We start from the raw sequence: 14,393 nt of genomic DNA on the forward strand, positions 1-14,393 counted from the left end.
CCATCGTTCCAATCAGACTGGGCCTGCTGACTCTATGCGAATGCGCCTTATGTTACTGGGCGGCGGAAATGCCCTTGGGCAGGCGCTGATTCGCCTCGGTGCGGAGGAAGACATCGGTTTCCTCGCCCCCCGCCCGCCCGAAGACGGCTGGGATGCCGCGAGCCTGACACAACTGCTCGACGACACCCGTCCCGATGCGTTGATCAACCTCGCCTACTATTTCGACTGGTTCCAGGCCGAGACCGTCAGCGAAAGCCGTCTGTCGGGCCAGGAGCGCGCCATCGAGCGTCTGGCCGAACTGTGCCAGCACCACAACATCGTGCTGGTGCAACCGTCCAGCTACCGGGTATTCGACGGTTCCCGTGCCACCGCCTACAGCGAAAAGGACGAACCTGTGCCGTTGGGCCTGCGCGGTCAGGCCTTGTGGCGGATCGAGCAGAGCGTGCGGGCCACTTGCCCACAGCACGTGCTGCTGCGCTTCGGCTGGTTGCTCGACGATAGCCCGGAAGGCACCCTCGGACGTTTCCTCGCTCGCGCTGAAAAGCCGGACGAATTGCTGCTGGCCGACGACCGGCGCGGCAATCCGACCCCGGTCGACGATGCAGCCCGGGTGATCATTTCGGTGCTCAAGCAACTCGATTGCGCCGCGCCGCTGTGGGGCACTTACCACTACGCTGGCCATGAGGCGACCACACCGCTGGCGCTGGGTCAGGCGATTCTCACCGAGGCCCGCAGCCTGCATCCGCTGGCGATCGAAGAACCGACCGCCCAGGCCCACGCCGCGCGTGAGGATGCCGCTGAAGAGCCGCAACATGCGGTGCTGGCCTGCAAGAAAATTCTGCACACTTTCGGGATCAAGCCGCGCGCCTGGCGTGCCGCACTCCCGGGCTTACTGGATAGGTTTTATCGCCATGGCTGACGGCCCTGTTTTAATCACCGGCGGCGCCGGTTTCATCGGTTCGCACCTGACTGACGCGTTGCTCGCCAACGGCCACTCGGTACGGATCCTCGATGACTTGTCGACCGGCAAACGCAGCAACCTGCCGCTGGACAATCCCAAGGTAGAGCTGATCGTCGGTGACGTCGCCGATGCCGCTCTGGTCGCCCAGGCAATGCTGGGTTGCAGCGCGGTCGCGCACCTGGCCGCCGTGGCGTCGGTGCAGGCGTCGGTGGATGATCCGGTGAAGACTCACCAGAGCAATTTCATCGGCACGCTCAACGTCTGCGAAGCGATGCGCGAGGCCGGCGTGAAGCGCGTGCTGTTCGCCTCCAGCGCCGCGGTCTACGGCAACAATGGCGAGGGCGAGTCGATCAACGAAGACACGCCGAAAGCGCCATTGACGCCGTATGCATCGGACAAACTGGCCGGTGAGCACTACTTCGATTTCTACCGCCGCCAGCACGGTCTGGAGCCGGTGATCTTCCGCTTCTTCAATATTTTCGGCCCGCGTCAGGATCCGTCCTCGCCGTACTCCGGCGTGATCAGCATCTTCAGCGAACGCGCGCAGAAAGGCTTGCCGATCACCGTGTTCGGCGATGGCGAGCAGACCCGGGATTTCATGTACGTCGAAGATCTGGTCGACGTGCTGGTGCAGGCCCTGGAAAAGCCTGAAGCGCAAGTCGGCGCGGTGAACGTCGGCTGGAATCAGGCGACCAATCTGAAGCAGATGCTGGCCGCGCTGGAAGCAGTGGTCGGCGAGTTGCCGCCGGTCAGCTATGGCCCGGCGCGCTCCGGTGACATCCGTCATTCGCGGGCGAACAACGCTCGGTTGCTCGAGCGATTCAAGTGCCCGACGCCAACGCCGATGAGCGTCGGCCTGGCACGTTTGCTCGGCCGCTGAGCTTCTCGCAGACATGAAAAAGGCGCCTTTTGACAGGCGCCTTTTTCACGGCCGGAAATCGGATTTCAAACACATTTCCTGTAGCGAGGGAGCTTGCTCCCCGGTCGATTGCGTAACATCGCCGTCAGTTCTGAGTCTGCCCGCCACCAAGCCTCATTCACCACCACGTGAACGTTCTTTGATTGCTCGCTTAGAACTTGTAGCCCAGACCGACCATGTACACAAATGGATCGACATCAACATTCACTTTTGCGCGAGTGCCTGGTGCAACGGCGTTGTTCTCGACGGTGGCGCGGGTGTCGATGTCGATGTAGCGCACCTGGGCGTTGAGCATGATGTTGTCGGTCAGCATGTAGTCGGCACCAACCTGCCAGGCCAGGCCCCAGGAGTTTTTCGCCTTGAAGTTGCTGAAGCCGTTGGACTGGGCTTCGCTGCCGACGTGCTCGTCGTAGATCCAGGTGTAGTTGATACCGCCGCCGATGTACGGCTGGAAGGCCGACTTCGCGTCCAGCGGGTAGTAGACGACGCTCAGGGTTGGCGGCAGGTGTTTCAGGGTGCCGAGCTTGCCGTTGGCGGCTGGCAGGGCAGTGCCCTTGATTTTCACGTCATGCTCGAACGGCGACGCGGCCAACAGCTCGATACCGATGTTGTTGGTCAGCATGTAGGCGAAGTTCAGGCCCAGTTGGGTGTCGCTGCTCATGGTCGCCTTGCCGCCCAGGTTGGTGCCGCTCAGCGGACCCTGATCGACCTTGACGCTGGAGCTGTCGGCCTTCGGGTTGACGGTGATCGCACCGGCACGAACGATGATGTCGCCAGCTTCGTGGGCGTGGGCGAGCGGGGCTGCGAGCGCGAGGGCAAACAGCGAAGCGCTGAGCAAGGACTTGTTCATGGAAGCTCCCAAAGGACGTTAAAAATGTTTGATGTCCTATGGTACGAATCCGTCTGATACGGTCTTTTGACTCAGCTCAATGAAACAGTGATGGGCGGTTTTTTTGTGGAACCTTTTCTCGCGAAGCCGATGGAGCGGGCTATAACTGATTGCCGGATTTACTCCGGCAGCTCGTAGACGTAAATCTTGTCCGCGTCCATCTGATACCCGGCATCGGCCAGTTCGCTGGTGGACGCCTTGACCTGCAACGGCCCTTCGACCCAGTACGGCTGATACAGCTCGTCGAGTTTCACGCCGACTTCGCTTTTCACATGCACGATCTGGTTCGACGGCGGTGGCGGCACGTGGATGCAGGCACCGAAGTACGGCACCAGCAGGAAGTCCGTGGTACGGCCTTCCTCGCTGACTTCCAGCGGTACGATGTAGCCCGGCAGGCGAATGTTCTGGCCGTCGAGGCTTTGCACCACCGGGGCGTTGGGCATGTCCTGTTTCGCCGCTGGTGCCGATTCGGCGGACAGCGCGTCGCTCATCTTCGACAGGTCATGCAGCGGCGTCATGTTCGGCACTTCGGGCGCCGCGTCCGGCGGGATCATCTCCGACCAGGTCAGGTCTTTCGGCGCCGCTGCCCAGACGGGCAGGGCGACCAGCAACAGCAGCGCAAGGACAGCGCGGGGCATGGTGAACATCCTCATAAACGGATCGACAGGCCATCGGCCAAGGATTGGCGATACGCGCGCCAGGCCGGCACGCTACCCATCAGCAGCGCGGCAGCCAGAATGCCACCGAGCAGCGTCCATTCATACTCGCTTGGCCATGCCAGCGGCAGATACAAGCCGTAATTGGCCTGCACATAACCCTGTGCCGCGGCGATGCCGAGGTACAGCAACGCCAGCCCGGCGATCACCCCGGTCAGCGCCAGAGCAAACGCTTCCAGCACCAGCAGGCTCGCGATGTGCCACGGCCGCGCACCCACCGAACGCAGGATCGCCATCTCGCGGCGACGTTCGTTGAGGCTGGTGAGAATCGCCGTGAGCATGCCGATCAACCCGGTCAGCACCACGAACAGCGACACCACGAACAGCGCTTTTTCGGCAGTGCTCATCAGGCTCCACAGTTCCTGCAAGGCCACGCCCGGCAGGATCGCCAGCATCGGTTCGCCACGGAACTCGTTGATCTCCCGTTGCAGCGCGAAGGTGGAAATCTTGCTGTTGAGTCCGAGCATGAACGCGGTGATCGCTTGTGGCGTCAGGTCCATGTTGCGGGCCTGATCGGCACTGATCCGCCCGTTGCCACGGGCCGGCACACCATTGTGCCAGTCGATGTGGATTGCCTCCATGCCACCGAGGCTGATGTGCAACGTGCGGTCCACCGGCGTGCCGGTGCGCTTGAGAATGCCGACCACGGTGAACGGTTTGTCATCGTGCTTGACCAGACTGATCGCCGCCACGCCGTGGGCCAGTACCAGTTGGTCGCCGAGTTTGTAATGCAGCGCCTCGGCCACTTCGGCACCGAGCACCACTTCAAACGGATCGGTAGCGAAGGCGCGGCCGTCGGCCAGTTCCAGATGCTGCTGGCGACCGTACTGGTAATGCTCGAAATAGGCTTCGGTGGTGCCCATCACGCGGTAACCGCGATGGGAATCGCCGAGGGACATCGGGATCGCCCACTTCACCTTCGGGTTGCTGGCGAAGTGTTCGAAGCTGTCCCAACGGATATTGTTGGTGGCGTTGCCGATGCGGAACACCGAATACAGCAACAGGTTCACCGAACCGGAACGGGCGCCGACGATCAGGTCGGTGCCGCTGATGGTGCTGGCGAAACTGGCCTTGGCTTCGGTGCGCACCCGTTCCACGGCCAGCAGCAGGCAGACGGAGAGGGCGATGGCGAAAGCGGTGAGCAGGGCGGTGAAGCGGCGGTTGGCGAGGCTGGCCATGGCCAGACGGAACAGATACATCTCAGACCTCGGCAGACGTGGCGGCGCGATTGAGTTCGGCCAGGGACAGGTGACGGTCGAACAGCGGCGCCAGGCTCTGGTCGTGGCTGACGAACAACAGGCTCGAACCGGCCTCACGGCACTCGGCGAACAACAGGCGAATGAAGTTTTCCCGGGCGTCGTAATCCAATGCCGAGGTCGGCTCGTCGGCGATCACCAGTTCCGGCTGACCGATCAGTGCACGTGCAGCGGCAACCCGTTGCTGTTGACCGATCGACAGCGAGTCGGCGCGGCGTCCGAGAATGCCTTCGTCCTTCAAACCCAGGTGGGCGAGCAGGGTGGCGGCTGCCTGATCGACACTGCCATGACGCTGTTTCGCACGTTCTGCACGCAGCTTCGAAAAGTGGCACGGCAGCTCGACGTTCTCGCGCACGGAGAGAAACGGCAGCAGGTTGAACTGCTGAAAAATGTAGCCGGTGTGATCGACGCGAAAGCGGTCGCGAGCGCCGGCACCCAACTCGGTCAGTTCGTGGCCGAGCAAGCGAATGCTGCCGCGACCGGGTTTCTGTACCCCGCCAAGCAGGCCGAGCAGGGTGGTCTTGCCACTGCCGCTGGGGCCCTTGAGGAACAGGGTTTCACCCGGTTCCAGACGAAACGCCGGGATGTCCAGCAGCGGCGGGTGACCGGGCCAGTTGAATCCCAGGTCGGACAGTTCGATAAGTGCTTGGGTCATGGTGCCGGTTCGTGATCAGAATTTCAGGGCGGCGGACTTGGCCGTGACTTCCGTGCCTTGCTGGCCGTTCGGGCTGATCAGTTGTACCTGAATTTTCTGGGTCGCCGGGAAGGTATTGAAAATGTTCGCCAGTTCCAGAGTGCTCAAAGCACCGGGCGCTGCGCAGGTGAACTGGTAGTGAGCGTGGATTTCGCTGTGATCGTGGTGATGCGCTTCGCCGCCCTTGGCGTCTTCGTCGTGGTCATCATCGTCGTGATCGTCGGCATCCGGCTTGTCACCGAACAGCGGGCTCGACAGTTCCTGACTGGTGACCTTGCAACCGGCGGCGGCCGGCAGGCTGAACAGTGCCAGCGGTTTTTCGAGTTGCGCGCGGGCGGCAGCGACCTTGGCCTTGTCGGCATCGCTGGTGGCGACGTGTTCGAAGCCGACCAGGTTCATCGCCGGGCTTTCCAGCTCCAGTTCCAGGGTCTGGCCGTCGAGCGCAGCGTTCAGGCGACCGACGCCATGTTCGTGGGCACCGAGGCTGCCGTGTTCATGATCGTGGTCATGCTCATCCGCAGCCTGGGCGATGGCCAGTGGCAACAGGGCAAACGGCAAAGCGAGCAGCAGACGACGCATGGCGAACTCCGGGAAGTAAAGTGAAGAGTTTGTTATGTAATCTTATAACGAAAGTGCGCAGAGTTTGCCCGCCCCGCACGCTTTGCGCAAGGCATCACTGAGCACCGTCCGGGATGTTCCCGGAGCGGTACGTAGATTGAATGTCACGATTTTTGAATCAGAATCCGGCGCCGGGATAGTCGAACCAGTAGCCTCCCGTTAGCACATGGCGGATCAGACTTTCGTCGAGCAGGTTCGGAGCATCGCGAGTGAAGCGCTGGCGCCAGGCTGGAAGCCACCAGTAGTTGATCGCCGTGCCGCGCGGAAGTACCACCACCTTCATGACCTCCGGATCTATTCTGTGCTCTGAGTAGAGTTGATGGCTGCGATCCATGAAGCCCATGTACTGACTGATCGGCAACTGAAACATCAACGCCGTAGTGAAGATTTTTTCACTTTCACTGAACGCGGGATTCTGCAGTATCTGTAACGCTTCACAGGCGTACGGCATTGGTTGGCCGGCAACTTTTTGGCCTTCGGGAGTAGAAAGTATGTCGAAGCGGTCATCCATATCCCGCCATCCGATACGCCTATTACTTTCAAAGTAATTGTGAACGATGGCGGTCAACGGCCCTGGTGCTGCGCCTTCGGAGGTGCAGGCTGAAAGGTCGGCAGGCGACCAAAAGCGCCATGCCACAACGAGCAGGAGTGAAGCAGCCAGGATTATCCAGAGTCGTTTCATTGTGGTTTGCTGTACTTGTAACGTCGGAAGATGGTGAAGTCGTGGTCACTGCTAGCAGCATTACCCGATGCGATTCGAAAACCTGCGTCGTTGACTTCGATTTTGTCCCAGCCTGCTGAAATGCAGACACCCTGAGTCAGAACAAATCCGACGTGACCGCTGGCATCAGAGTAATTGACAGCATACGCACCAACGTCTCCGGGTAGGGGTGATTTCTCTGCGTTCCAGCTATTGAGCAGCCGGGTCTCATCTGCCCATTCCCCTGCGGTTGGCGGGCTCACTTTGGAATAGCCCGGGATGTATTTTGAAGAGCCATGTTCGATCATTGCCACGTTGACACCGATAGCAGTCAATACGTCATAGACGAACACATTGCACTTGTTTGATTCCGCCCTGAACTCCACGCTTTTCTTAAGCGTTGGATGCGGTAAAGAATGTTTGACTTTGTTGCCGGCCCATTCAGTCGAGCCTCGGTGTGATAGCGCCTCCATCAGTATGCGGCGCGGCATGTCCTGGATGACCACCTTTACGGTGCGGGTTTCATCCCTCCGTTTGACGCCATACTCGACCTCGTAGAATGTATCGTTAGAGACTTTGCCACCGGTGGATAGGGGCACTTTTACCCAAGGTGATACTGCAACTATCGACAGCGATTTACCTGAATTCAGCGTGGCTGTGTGCATTGCCTTTTTTGCGCCGGAGTTACCAACAATTTGAACGGTGACTTCGTAGCTGTCGCGGCTTTTTATCGAAGGTAATTTCTGAGCGTCCGAGCGAGTAATAGCGGTTTGAGTCTTGTCCGAAACGAGCGAGTAGATGCGGGGTTTGTCATCGTTTTGAACGATGTTGTCATCAATGACAAGTCCGTCGATCAGCAACTGAAACTTCACGCCTTTTGGCGGCTGCATCAGAAAGTCTTTAAAGACGAGTTTGATTTCCGACTTCATGGCAAGTCCTGATTCAGGGGTTCTTCATAAGCGTAAAACGTCCACTCGGACTCTTCACCGACCAACAGAGTGTCGTAATCCGAATGGCTTTCCACAGGGTGTTCGCAGCCTTCGCCTGTTGCATTACAGGTGATGTCTTGCAGGACGGCTGTTTTTTTCTTGTCTTTGAGTCTGTAGGCAAGTCCTGGTTTCTGAGTGTCGTCCAGGCGTTCGATGATGACTTGCAGATAGCGACGTGAAATCGGGGCGGTAATCGGAGGGCCCATATCGATGGGAGCTGGACGGCCAATGCCGGCGAAGCCGCTGTGTTGCTGAGTGAGCAGTTTGTTGGCCATGGGCGGGCAGCCGCAGGCGACATAGTCACCCTCCAGTGCAGCCGGGCCGGCGGGCAGGATCAGAGTTCTTTCGCCAACGGCGACAATCGGTCCTTGGCCAGCACTGCACGCAGGGCAACTGGCAAGTTGCCCGATCGAGGCGATGATTTTTCCTTCGATACGCAGGTTTTCGTTTCCTTCGAGAATCACACCACCTGTAGAGGTGGGGCCTCCCTTCGACGCCAGTTTTCTTCCTGAAGACATGGGGTTCCTTCCCATGAAAAAAAGAAGAAATGTAGCCGATAAGGCAAGCGTCGCCAGCTCCGGACACTTGGCGTTACACAAGTCCCATGGGAGCATGCAGGTCAGAAATGTGCGGGAGCGAAGTTATGTTGCGGATACGCGGAACTGTCGGCGAGTTGCCGGTGGATTTGACCCTGGAACTGGATGAAAGCGACTGGGCGCGGCTCGGTTCGCAGTTGGGCGTGCAGGTGCAGGCGGCCCAGCCGCAAGCTGCTGCAGCGCCTGTGGCGAAACCGGTCAATCAGGATGACGCGTTGTGGCAGGTCGCCAGGGATCTGTTGCGCAAGGCCGGGCAACTCAGCGGGCCGGAGCTGCTGGATCAGCTCGAAGGGCTGACCGGCAGCGCGGCGGCGGGCAAGCGCTTGCTGGTGCGCCTGCGCCATTCATCCGACGTGAAAGTCATGAGCGGCGGGGATACGCCGCTCTACAGCTGGATCGAGTAAGCGCTTAGTACAGCGCTGCAAACACCTTGCGCCGGTAAGCGGTCACCAGCGGGTGATCGTTGCCCAGCAGTTCGAACACTTGCAGCAAGGTCTTGTGCGGCAGGCCTTCGCCGTAGCTGCGGTTGCGGATGAACAGTTTGAGCAAGGCATCCAGCGCCGCTTCGTATTGCTGACGGGCCAGTTGCTGGATCGCCAGTTGATACACCGCTTCATCGTCCTGCGAGTTCTGCGCCAGACGGCTTTTCAGATCGGCAGCGTCCGGCAGGTCGCGGGCCAGGCCGAGGAACTTGATCTGCGCCTTGGCACCGGCCAGCGCGGCTTTGTGCTCTTCGCTCTTGATCGCGTCGAGCACGGTTTGCGCTTCGCCCAGTTCACCGCGTTCAGTCAGGCAACGAGCGTAGAGAATCAGCGCCTTGGCGTTGGTGTTGTCTTCATTGAGCATCACCACCAGCGTGGCTTCGGCATCGGCGTAACGGCCTTCGTCGAACAGCGCCTGAGCCTGTTCGAATGGATCGGCGGCGGCCGGTGGCGGCATCTTCACATGCGGTTCGAGCAGGGCACGCACAGCGGACTCCGGCTGGGCCCCGGCGAAACCGTCCACCGGTTGACCGTCCTTGAACAGCACCACGGTCGGCAGGCTGCGGATACCGAAGCGGGCGACGATGTCCTGCTCGACGTCGCAGTCGACCTTGGCCAGCAGCAACTCGCCCTGGTAGCTCTCGGCGATCCCTTGCAGCATCGGCATCAGCGCCTTGCACGGCGCACACCATTCGGCCCAGAAATCCACCAGCACCGGTTTCTGGAAGGAAGCCTCGATCACCGACTGGTCGAAGTCGGCCGTCGTGGCGTCGAAAATGTACGGCGTTTGCTGACTCATGGGGTATCTCGTAAAAGCGTGAATGGGGCAACTATACGGTCAGGCGCGGGCCGCGTGGTAGAGGCTGACATGGCGAAACTCTTCGGGCTCGGCCAGATCCGGCAGGGTCATGGCTTCGAGCATTTCGATCCGCCGGTACAGCGGATGACGGAAATCCCTGACCCGCGAATCCGCCACCAGCGCTTCGCGGCCGCGACTGAGAAACGCGTCGAGCAATGGCAGGTTTTCGCGGTCGTACAGAACGTCGGCCACCAGGATCAGATCGAAGCGATCCGCCTCGGCGAAGAAGTCCGTGGAATAGCTCATTTGCACGTCATTGAGTTCGGCGTTGGCCCGGCAGGCGGTAATGGCCAGCGGGTCGAGGTCGCAGGCCACCACTTCCAGCGCGCCGGCCTTCACGGCAGCAATCCCGGCGATCCCGGAACCGGCGCCGAAATCCAGTACGCGTTTACCACGCACCCACTCGGGAAATTCCGCCAGATAGCGCGCCACCGCCAGGCCGCTGGCCCAGCAGAAACTCCAGTACGGCGGTTCGTGCAGGATTCGCCGGGTTTCGTCCGGGCTGAATTCCCGGGCCATGTTGTCGCCGTCGATCAGCCACAGTTTCAGATCAGTGTCCGGCAGCGGGCAGGCCACCAGCCGGGCATCACCGAGCAACTCGCCCAGGGCCTGTTGCAGGTCTAACGGTGCATTCATGGGGCTTTGACAAATTGCAGTTGGCCCAGCGCCTGGGTGGTCGGCTGGCTGATGGTCTGCGACGGCAAGTGCAGGATCAACTGGCCGGATTGAGTGGCGCGGCCCCGCAGTTCGACCCGCGCGCCGGCCGGGAAGGCGTCAGGGTTGAAACGCAGGCGAAACGGCAGAGCCTGGTTGTTGCCGATCAGGCTGGAACTGGCGAGTAACTGCTGTGGGCGACCTTTCTCGTCGATCACCAGCAGCGCCAGTTCGACTTCGGCGCCAGCCGGCACGCCTTGCAAGGTGCCGCTCAGTTCCCGTTGATACGCGGGCAGCGGGCCGAGGTCGGCAGCTTCCCTGGCCTTTTTCTGCGCCTGTTGCGGCGCCGGGCCCGGTGTAGGCGGCTGCGGCTTGGGCGCGTCGCTGCCACAAGCCACCAGCAGGCTGAAAACACTGAGCAAAATGAGCGGTCGTAACGACATTGGCGGCTCCAGCAAAATGAAATCCATGGATCAAACGATCATGGCAGTCTGTATACCGCAAAGCCTATGGCTTGTCTTGCCACCGGGATGCGCTACCATGGCCCTCCCTTTTTTTGTTGCCAGCCACCATGCACTGTCCCTTCTGCGGTGCCAACGACACCAAGGTCATCGACTCGCGTCTGGTCGCCGAGGGCGAACAGGTGCGCCGCCGGCGTGAATGCCTGGCCTGCGGCGAACGTTTCACGACGTTCGAGACGGCCGAACTGGTGTTGCCGCGCCTGATCAAAACCGACGGCAGCCGCCAGCCGTTCGACGAAGAAAAACTCCGCGCCGGCATGCAACGCGCCCTGGAGAAACGTCCGGTGAGCGTCGAGCGTCTCGAGTCCTCGCTGGTGCACATCAAACACAAGCTGCGCGCCACCGGCGAACGCGAGGTCAAATCCCTCGTGGTCGGCGAACTGGTGATGGCCGAGCTGCAAAAGCTCGATGAAGTCGCCTACATCCGTTTCGCTTCCGTGTATCGCCGCTTCCAGGACCTCAACGAGTTCCGCGAAGAGATCGACCGCCTCGCCCGTGAACCGGTGAAAGAATGACCAGCGCCGCCGAACAGGCCATCCTCGACGCCCACTTCATGGCCCGGGCCCTGGAATTGGCGCGCAAAGGGCATTACACGACCCATCCCAATCCACGGGTAGGCTGCGTGATCGTGCGCGACGGGCAGGTTGTCGGCGAAGGCTGGCATGAGCGTGCCGGCGAACCCCACGCTGAAGTCCACGCCCTGCGCGCCGCCGGTGAGCTGGCCCGGGGCGCGACCGCTTACGTCACCCTCGAACCTTGCAGCCATCACGGCCGCACGCCGCCCTGCGCCGATGCGCTGGTGAATGCCGGTGTCGGCCGGGTGGTCGCGGCGATGCGCGATCCCAATCCACAAGTCGCCGGACGCGGTTTGCAGCGTCTGGCCGATGCCGGTATCGCCACTGAAAGCGGTGTGCTGGAAAGCGAAGCACGCAAGCTCAATCAAGGTTTTCTGAAACGCATGGAACACGGCTTGCCGTTCGTGCGGGTCAAGTTGGCCATGAGCCTCGACGGCCGCACAGCGATGGAAAGCGGCGAGAGCCAATGGATCACCGGCCCTGCCGCGCGTTCGGCGGTGCAGCGTTTGCGCGCCCAGGCCAGCGTGGTGCTGACAGGCGCCGACACAGTGCTGGCCGATGGTGCACGACTGACCGTTCGCGCCGATGAACTGGGGCTGGATGCCGAGCAAACCGCGCTGGCCCTGAGCCGTCCGCCGCTGCGCGTGCTGATCGACGGGCGTCTGCGGGTGCCGCTGGATGCGCCGTTCTTCAAGGCCGGCCCGGCACTGGTCGCCACTTGCGTGGCCATCGAAGAGCAATATGCCCACGGCCCGGAATGCCTGATCGTGCCGGGTGATGACGGTCAGGTCGATCTGCGCCAATTGCTGATTGAACTGGCCAGCCGTGGCGTCAACGAGGTGCTGGTCGAGGCCGGTCCGCGACTGGCCGGTGCGTTTGCCCAGCTCGGCCTGGTCGATGAGTTCGTGATCTTCATCGCCGGCAAGTTTCTCGGCTCCACGGCGCGCCCGTTGCTGGACTGGCCGCTAGCCTATATGAAGGATGCGCCGGAGCTGAAAATCACTGAAATTCGCGCGGTTGGCGATGACTGGCGAGTCACTGCAATCCCTGTCTCATCGGCGAGCGTATAATTCCCGGCCATCGCGTTAGCGCTGGCTTCGTTCTCAAGGAGAACCCCATGTTTACCGGCATCATCGAATCCATCGGCAGTATCCGCGCACTGACCCCAAAGGGCGGTGATGTGCGGGTGCATGTCGAAACCGGCAAGCTCGACCTGAGCGATGTCAAACTCGGCGACAGCATCGCGGTCAACGGCGTGTGCCTGACCGCTGTGGAACTGCCGGGCGACGGCTTTGCCGCCGACGTCAGTCGCGAAACCCTCGACTGCACCGCCATGAATGACCTGAAAAGCGGCAGCCCGGTCAATCTGGAAAAAGCCCTGACGCCGACCACCCGTCTCGGCGGGCATCTGGTCAGCGGTCACGTCGACGGTGTCGGCGAAGTGGTCTCGCGCAGCGACAATGCCCGCGCCGTGGAATTTCGCATCCGCGCGCCGAAAGAGCTGGCCAAGTACATCGCCCACAAAGGTTCGATCACCGTCGACGGCACCAGCCTGACCGTGAACGCGGTCGATGGCGCCGAATTCCTGCTGACGATCATTCCGCACACCTTGAGCGAAACCATCATGGCGTCCTACAAGCCAGGTCGCCGGGTGAACCTGGAAGTCGACTTGCTGGCGCGTTATCTGGAGCGTCTGCTGTTGGGCGACAAGGCTGCAGAGCCAACGTCCGGTGGCATCACTGAAAGCTTTCTGGCCGCCAACGGCTACCTCAAATCCTGACTGAAGGGGGTGCCTTGTGGCGCTCAATAGCATCGAAGAACTGGTTGAAGACATCCGCCAAGGCAAGATGGTCATCCTCATGGATGACGAAGACCGCGAGAACGAAGGCGACCTGATCATGGCCGCCGAATGCTGCAAGGCCGAGCACATCAACTTCATGGCCAAGCACGCCCGTGGCCTGATCTGCATGCCGATGAGCCGCGAGCGCTGCGAAACCCTGAAGCTGCCGCTGATGGCGCCGCGCAACGGTTCCGGTTTCGGCACCAAGTTCACCGTCTCGATCGAAGCTGCCGAAGGCGTGACCACCGGCATCTCCGCCGCTGACCGCGCGCGCACCGTGCAAGCGGCTGCCGCGAAAGACGCGAAAGCCGAAGACATCGTCAGCCCCGGCCACATCTTCCCGCTGATGGCCCAGGCCGGCGGCACCCTGGCGCGCGCCGGTCACACCGAAGCGGCTTGCGACCTGGCGCGCATGGCCGGTTTCGAGCCGAGCGGTGTGATCTGCGAAGTGATGAACGACGACGGCACCATGTCCCGTCGCGCCGAACTGGAAGCTTTCGCGGCTGAGCACAACATCAAGATCGGCACCATCGCCGACCTGATTCACTACCGGATGATCCACGAACGTACCGTTCAGCGGATTGCCGAGCAGCCACTGGACAGCGAACTGGGCCAATTCAACCTGGTGACCTATCGTGATTCCGTGGAAGGCGACGTGCACATGGCACTGACCCTGGGCACCGTTTGCGCCGAAGAGCCGACCCTGGTTCGCGTGCACAACATGGACCCGCTGCGCGACCTGCTGATGGTCAAGCAACCGGGCCGCTGGAGCCTGCGCGCCGCCATGGCTGCGGTTGCCGAGGCCGGCAGCGGTGTGGTGCTGCTGCTCGGTCACCCGCTCGATGGCGACGTGTTGCTGGCGCATATCCGCGAAACCGGCGATCAGGCGGCGGTGAAAAAACCGACCACCTACAGCATCGTCGGTGCCGGTTCGCAGATCCTGCGTGACCTCGGCGTGCGCAAAATGCGTTTGATGAGCGCACCGATGAAATTTAATGCGATATCCGGTTTCGATCTGGAAGTTGTAGAATACGTGCCCTCCGAATAATGACCGGTTGTTTCCGGACCCGAATTCGCGGCAAATAAATCACTGAGGGACGCGAAACAGACGCGTCCCGGCTCTT

General features: G+C 61.2%; 18 protein-coding genes. 7 read left to right on the forward strand and 11 right to left on the reverse strand.

The genetic code is table 11. The annotated features are described in order from the left end of the window. Window positions 1–34: 34 nt before the first annotated feature. Window positions 35–919, forward strand: coding sequence for a sugar nucleotide-binding protein (locus AC07VV_RS23150; RefSeq protein WP_085712332.1), 885 nt, complete (start codon window positions 35–37; stop codon window positions 917–919). Next, complete coding sequence (locus AC07VV_RS23155) at window positions 912–1,841, forward strand: NAD-dependent epimerase/dehydratase family protein (protein WP_102620875.1); 930 nt, start codon at window positions 912–914, stop codon at window positions 1,839–1,841. The genes AC07VV_RS23150 and AC07VV_RS23155 overlap by 8 nt, the downstream gene beginning before the upstream one ends. 190 nt (window positions 1,842–2,031) lie before the next feature. On the opposite strand, the gene AC07VV_RS23160 is transcribed toward AC07VV_RS23155, so the two are convergent. From AC07VV_RS23160 to AC07VV_RS23195, 8 genes are all read right to left on the reverse strand, one after another. After that, window positions 2,032–2,730 carry an OmpW/AlkL family protein gene (locus AC07VV_RS23160; protein WP_085712330.1) on the reverse strand — a complete coding sequence of 233 codons (699 nt, stop codon included), beginning with the start codon at window positions 2,728–2,730 and terminating at the stop codon, window positions 2,032–2,034. A gap of 158 nt (window positions 2,731–2,888) precedes the next feature. Further along, entirely contained in the window at window positions 2,889–3,407 is a 519-nt protein-coding gene (locus AC07VV_RS23165) for a DUF3299 domain-containing protein (protein WP_249483914.1), read from the reverse strand. An 11-nt stretch (window positions 3,408–3,418) separates the two neighbouring features. Next, the gene (locus AC07VV_RS23170; RefSeq protein WP_443578939.1) at window positions 3,419–4,684 is read right to left on the reverse strand and encodes an ABC transporter permease; all 1,266 of its coding nucleotides are present in this window, start codon (window positions 4,682–4,684) and stop codon (window positions 3,419–3,421) included. A gap of 1 nt (window position 4,685) precedes the next feature. After that, window positions 4,686–5,396, reverse strand: coding sequence for an ABC transporter ATP-binding protein (locus AC07VV_RS23175; RefSeq protein ID WP_495037572.1), 711 nt, complete (start codon window positions 5,394–5,396; stop codon window positions 4,686–4,688). A gap of 15 nt (window positions 5,397–5,411) precedes the next feature. After that, window positions 5,412–6,014, reverse strand: coding sequence for a DUF2796 domain-containing protein (locus AC07VV_RS23180; protein ID WP_495037573.1), 603 nt, complete (start codon window positions 6,012–6,014; stop codon window positions 5,412–5,414). Between the two features lie 157 nt (window positions 6,015–6,171). Continuing rightward, window positions 6,172–6,735: a hypothetical protein gene (locus AC07VV_RS23185; RefSeq protein ID WP_457381318.1), complete on the reverse strand. Its 564-nt coding sequence runs from the start codon at window positions 6,733–6,735 to the stop codon at window positions 6,172–6,174. Further along, a complete protein-coding gene (locus AC07VV_RS23190) occupies window positions 6,732–7,682 on the reverse strand; it encodes a CHAP domain-containing protein (RefSeq protein ID WP_495037574.1) in 951 nt (316 codons plus the stop codon). The genes AC07VV_RS23185 and AC07VV_RS23190 overlap by 4 nt, the downstream gene beginning before the upstream one ends. After that, window positions 7,679–8,260, reverse strand: a complete 582-nt coding sequence (locus AC07VV_RS23195) for a PAAR domain-containing protein (protein WP_495037575.1) — start codon at window positions 8,258–8,260, stop codon at window positions 7,679–7,681. Before AC07VV_RS23195 ends, AC07VV_RS23190 begins: the two co-directional genes overlap by 4 nt. Window positions 8,261–8,385: 125 nt before the next feature. Here AC07VV_RS23195 and AC07VV_RS23200 point away from each other — a divergent pair, with 125 nt between their 5' ends. Then, window positions 8,386–8,742, forward strand: a complete 357-nt coding sequence (locus AC07VV_RS23200) for a hypothetical protein (protein ID WP_495037576.1) — start codon at window positions 8,386–8,388, stop codon at window positions 8,740–8,742. A 4-nt stretch (window positions 8,743–8,746) separates the two neighbouring features. On the opposite strand, the gene trxA is transcribed toward AC07VV_RS23200, so the two are convergent. Genes trxA through AC07VV_RS23215 form a run of 3 tightly spaced genes read right to left on the reverse strand, consistent with a single transcriptional unit; the run spans window position 8,747 to window position 10,776 of the window. After that, a complete protein-coding gene (gene trxA / locus AC07VV_RS23205) occupies window positions 8,747–9,619 on the reverse strand; it encodes a thioredoxin (protein WP_495037577.1) in 873 nt (290 codons plus the stop codon). Between the two features lie 39 nt (window positions 9,620–9,658). After that, on the reverse strand, window positions 9,659–10,315 hold the full coding sequence (locus AC07VV_RS23210) for a class I SAM-dependent methyltransferase (protein WP_495037578.1): 657 nt from the start codon (window positions 10,313–10,315) through the stop codon (window positions 9,659–9,661). After that, window positions 10,312–10,776, reverse strand: coding sequence for a hypothetical protein (locus tag AC07VV_RS23215; RefSeq protein WP_495037579.1), 465 nt, complete (start codon window positions 10,774–10,776; stop codon window positions 10,312–10,314). Before AC07VV_RS23215 ends, AC07VV_RS23210 begins: the two co-directional genes overlap by 4 nt. A 128-nt stretch (window positions 10,777–10,904) precedes the next feature. Here AC07VV_RS23215 and nrdR point away from each other — a divergent pair, with 128 nt between their 5' ends. From nrdR to ribBA, 4 genes are read left to right on the forward strand one after another with little or no spacing between them, the layout of a single operon-like run. Next, window positions 10,905–11,369, forward strand: a complete 465-nt coding sequence (gene nrdR / locus AC07VV_RS23220) for a transcriptional regulator NrdR (RefSeq protein ID WP_003228656.1) — start codon at window positions 10,905–10,907, stop codon at window positions 11,367–11,369. Further along, complete coding sequence (gene ribD, locus AC07VV_RS23225) at window positions 11,366–12,499, forward strand: bifunctional diaminohydroxyphosphoribosylaminopyrimidine deaminase/5-amino-6-(5-phosphoribosylamino)uracil reductase RibD (protein ID WP_495037580.1); 1,134 nt, start codon at window positions 11,366–11,368, stop codon at window positions 12,497–12,499. Before nrdR ends, ribD begins: the two co-directional genes overlap by 4 nt. A 47-nt stretch (window positions 12,500–12,546) precedes the next feature. Next, on the forward strand, window positions 12,547–13,209 hold the full coding sequence (locus AC07VV_RS23230) for a riboflavin synthase (RefSeq protein WP_085712322.1): 663 nt from the start codon (window positions 12,547–12,549) through the stop codon (window positions 13,207–13,209). A 16-nt stretch (window positions 13,210–13,225) separates the two neighbouring features. Continuing rightward, window positions 13,226–14,317: a bifunctional 3,4-dihydroxy-2-butanone-4-phosphate synthase/GTP cyclohydrolase II gene (gene ribBA / locus AC07VV_RS23235; protein ID WP_065259547.1), complete on the forward strand. Its 1,092-nt coding sequence runs from the start codon at window positions 13,226–13,228 to the stop codon at window positions 14,315–14,317. Window positions 14,318–14,393: the final 76 nt, after the last annotated feature.

This window comes from Pseudomonas sp. GW821-FHT02C04 (genome assembly GCF_059421845.1).

Coding starts and splice junctions, on each gene's coding strand:
- nrdR (WP_003228656.1), top strand. CDS start 10,905: ATGCACTGTCCCTTCTGCGGTGCCAACGACACCAAGGTCATCGACTCG.
- AC07VV_RS23160 (WP_085712330.1), bottom strand. CDS start 2,730: ATGAACAAGTCCTTGCTCAGCGCTTCGCTGTTTGCCCTCGCGCTCGCA.
- AC07VV_RS23190 (WP_495037574.1), bottom strand. CDS start 7,682: ATGAAGTCGGAAATCAAACTCGTCTTTAAAGACTTTCTGATGCAGCCG.
- AC07VV_RS23175 (WP_495037572.1), bottom strand. CDS start 5,396: ATGACCCAAGCACTTATCGAACTGTCCGACCTGGGATTCAACTGGCCC.
- AC07VV_RS23200 (WP_495037576.1), top strand. CDS start 8,386: ATGTTGCGGATACGCGGAACTGTCGGCGAGTTGCCGGTGGATTTGACC.
- AC07VV_RS23180 (WP_495037573.1), bottom strand. CDS start 6,014: ATGCGTCGTCTGCTGCTCGCTTTGCCGTTTGCCCTGTTGCCACTGGCC.
- AC07VV_RS23195 (WP_495037575.1), bottom strand. CDS start 8,260: ATGTCTTCAGGAAGAAAACTGGCGTCGAAGGGAGGCCCCACCTCTACA.
- ribD (WP_495037580.1), top strand. CDS start 11,366: ATGACCAGCGCCGCCGAACAGGCCATCCTCGACGCCCACTTCATGGCC.
- AC07VV_RS23185 (WP_457381318.1), bottom strand. CDS start 6,735: ATGAAACGACTCTGGATAATCCTGGCTGCTTCACTCCTGCTCGTTGTG.
- AC07VV_RS23230 (WP_085712322.1), top strand. CDS start 12,547: ATGTTTACCGGCATCATCGAATCCATCGGCAGTATCCGCGCACTGACC.
- trxA (WP_495037577.1), bottom strand. CDS start 9,619: ATGAGTCAGCAAACGCCGTACATTTTCGACGCCACGACGGCCGACTTC.
- AC07VV_RS23215 (WP_495037579.1), bottom strand. CDS start 10,776: ATGTCGTTACGACCGCTCATTTTGCTCAGTGTTTTCAGCCTGCTGGTG.
- AC07VV_RS23170 (WP_443578939.1), bottom strand. CDS start 4,684: ATGTATCTGTTCCGTCTGGCCATGGCCAGCCTCGCCAACCGCCGCTTC.
- AC07VV_RS23165 (WP_249483914.1), bottom strand. CDS start 3,407: ATGCCCCGCGCTGTCCTTGCGCTGCTGTTGCTGGTCGCCCTGCCCGTC.
- AC07VV_RS23155 (WP_102620875.1), top strand. CDS start 912: ATGGCTGACGGCCCTGTTTTAATCACCGGCGGCGCCGGTTTCATCGGT.
- AC07VV_RS23150 (WP_085712332.1), top strand. CDS start 35: ATGCGAATGCGCCTTATGTTACTGGGCGGCGGAAATGCCCTTGGGCAG.
- AC07VV_RS23210 (WP_495037578.1), bottom strand. CDS start 10,315: ATGAATGCACCGTTAGACCTGCAACAGGCCCTGGGCGAGTTGCTCGGT.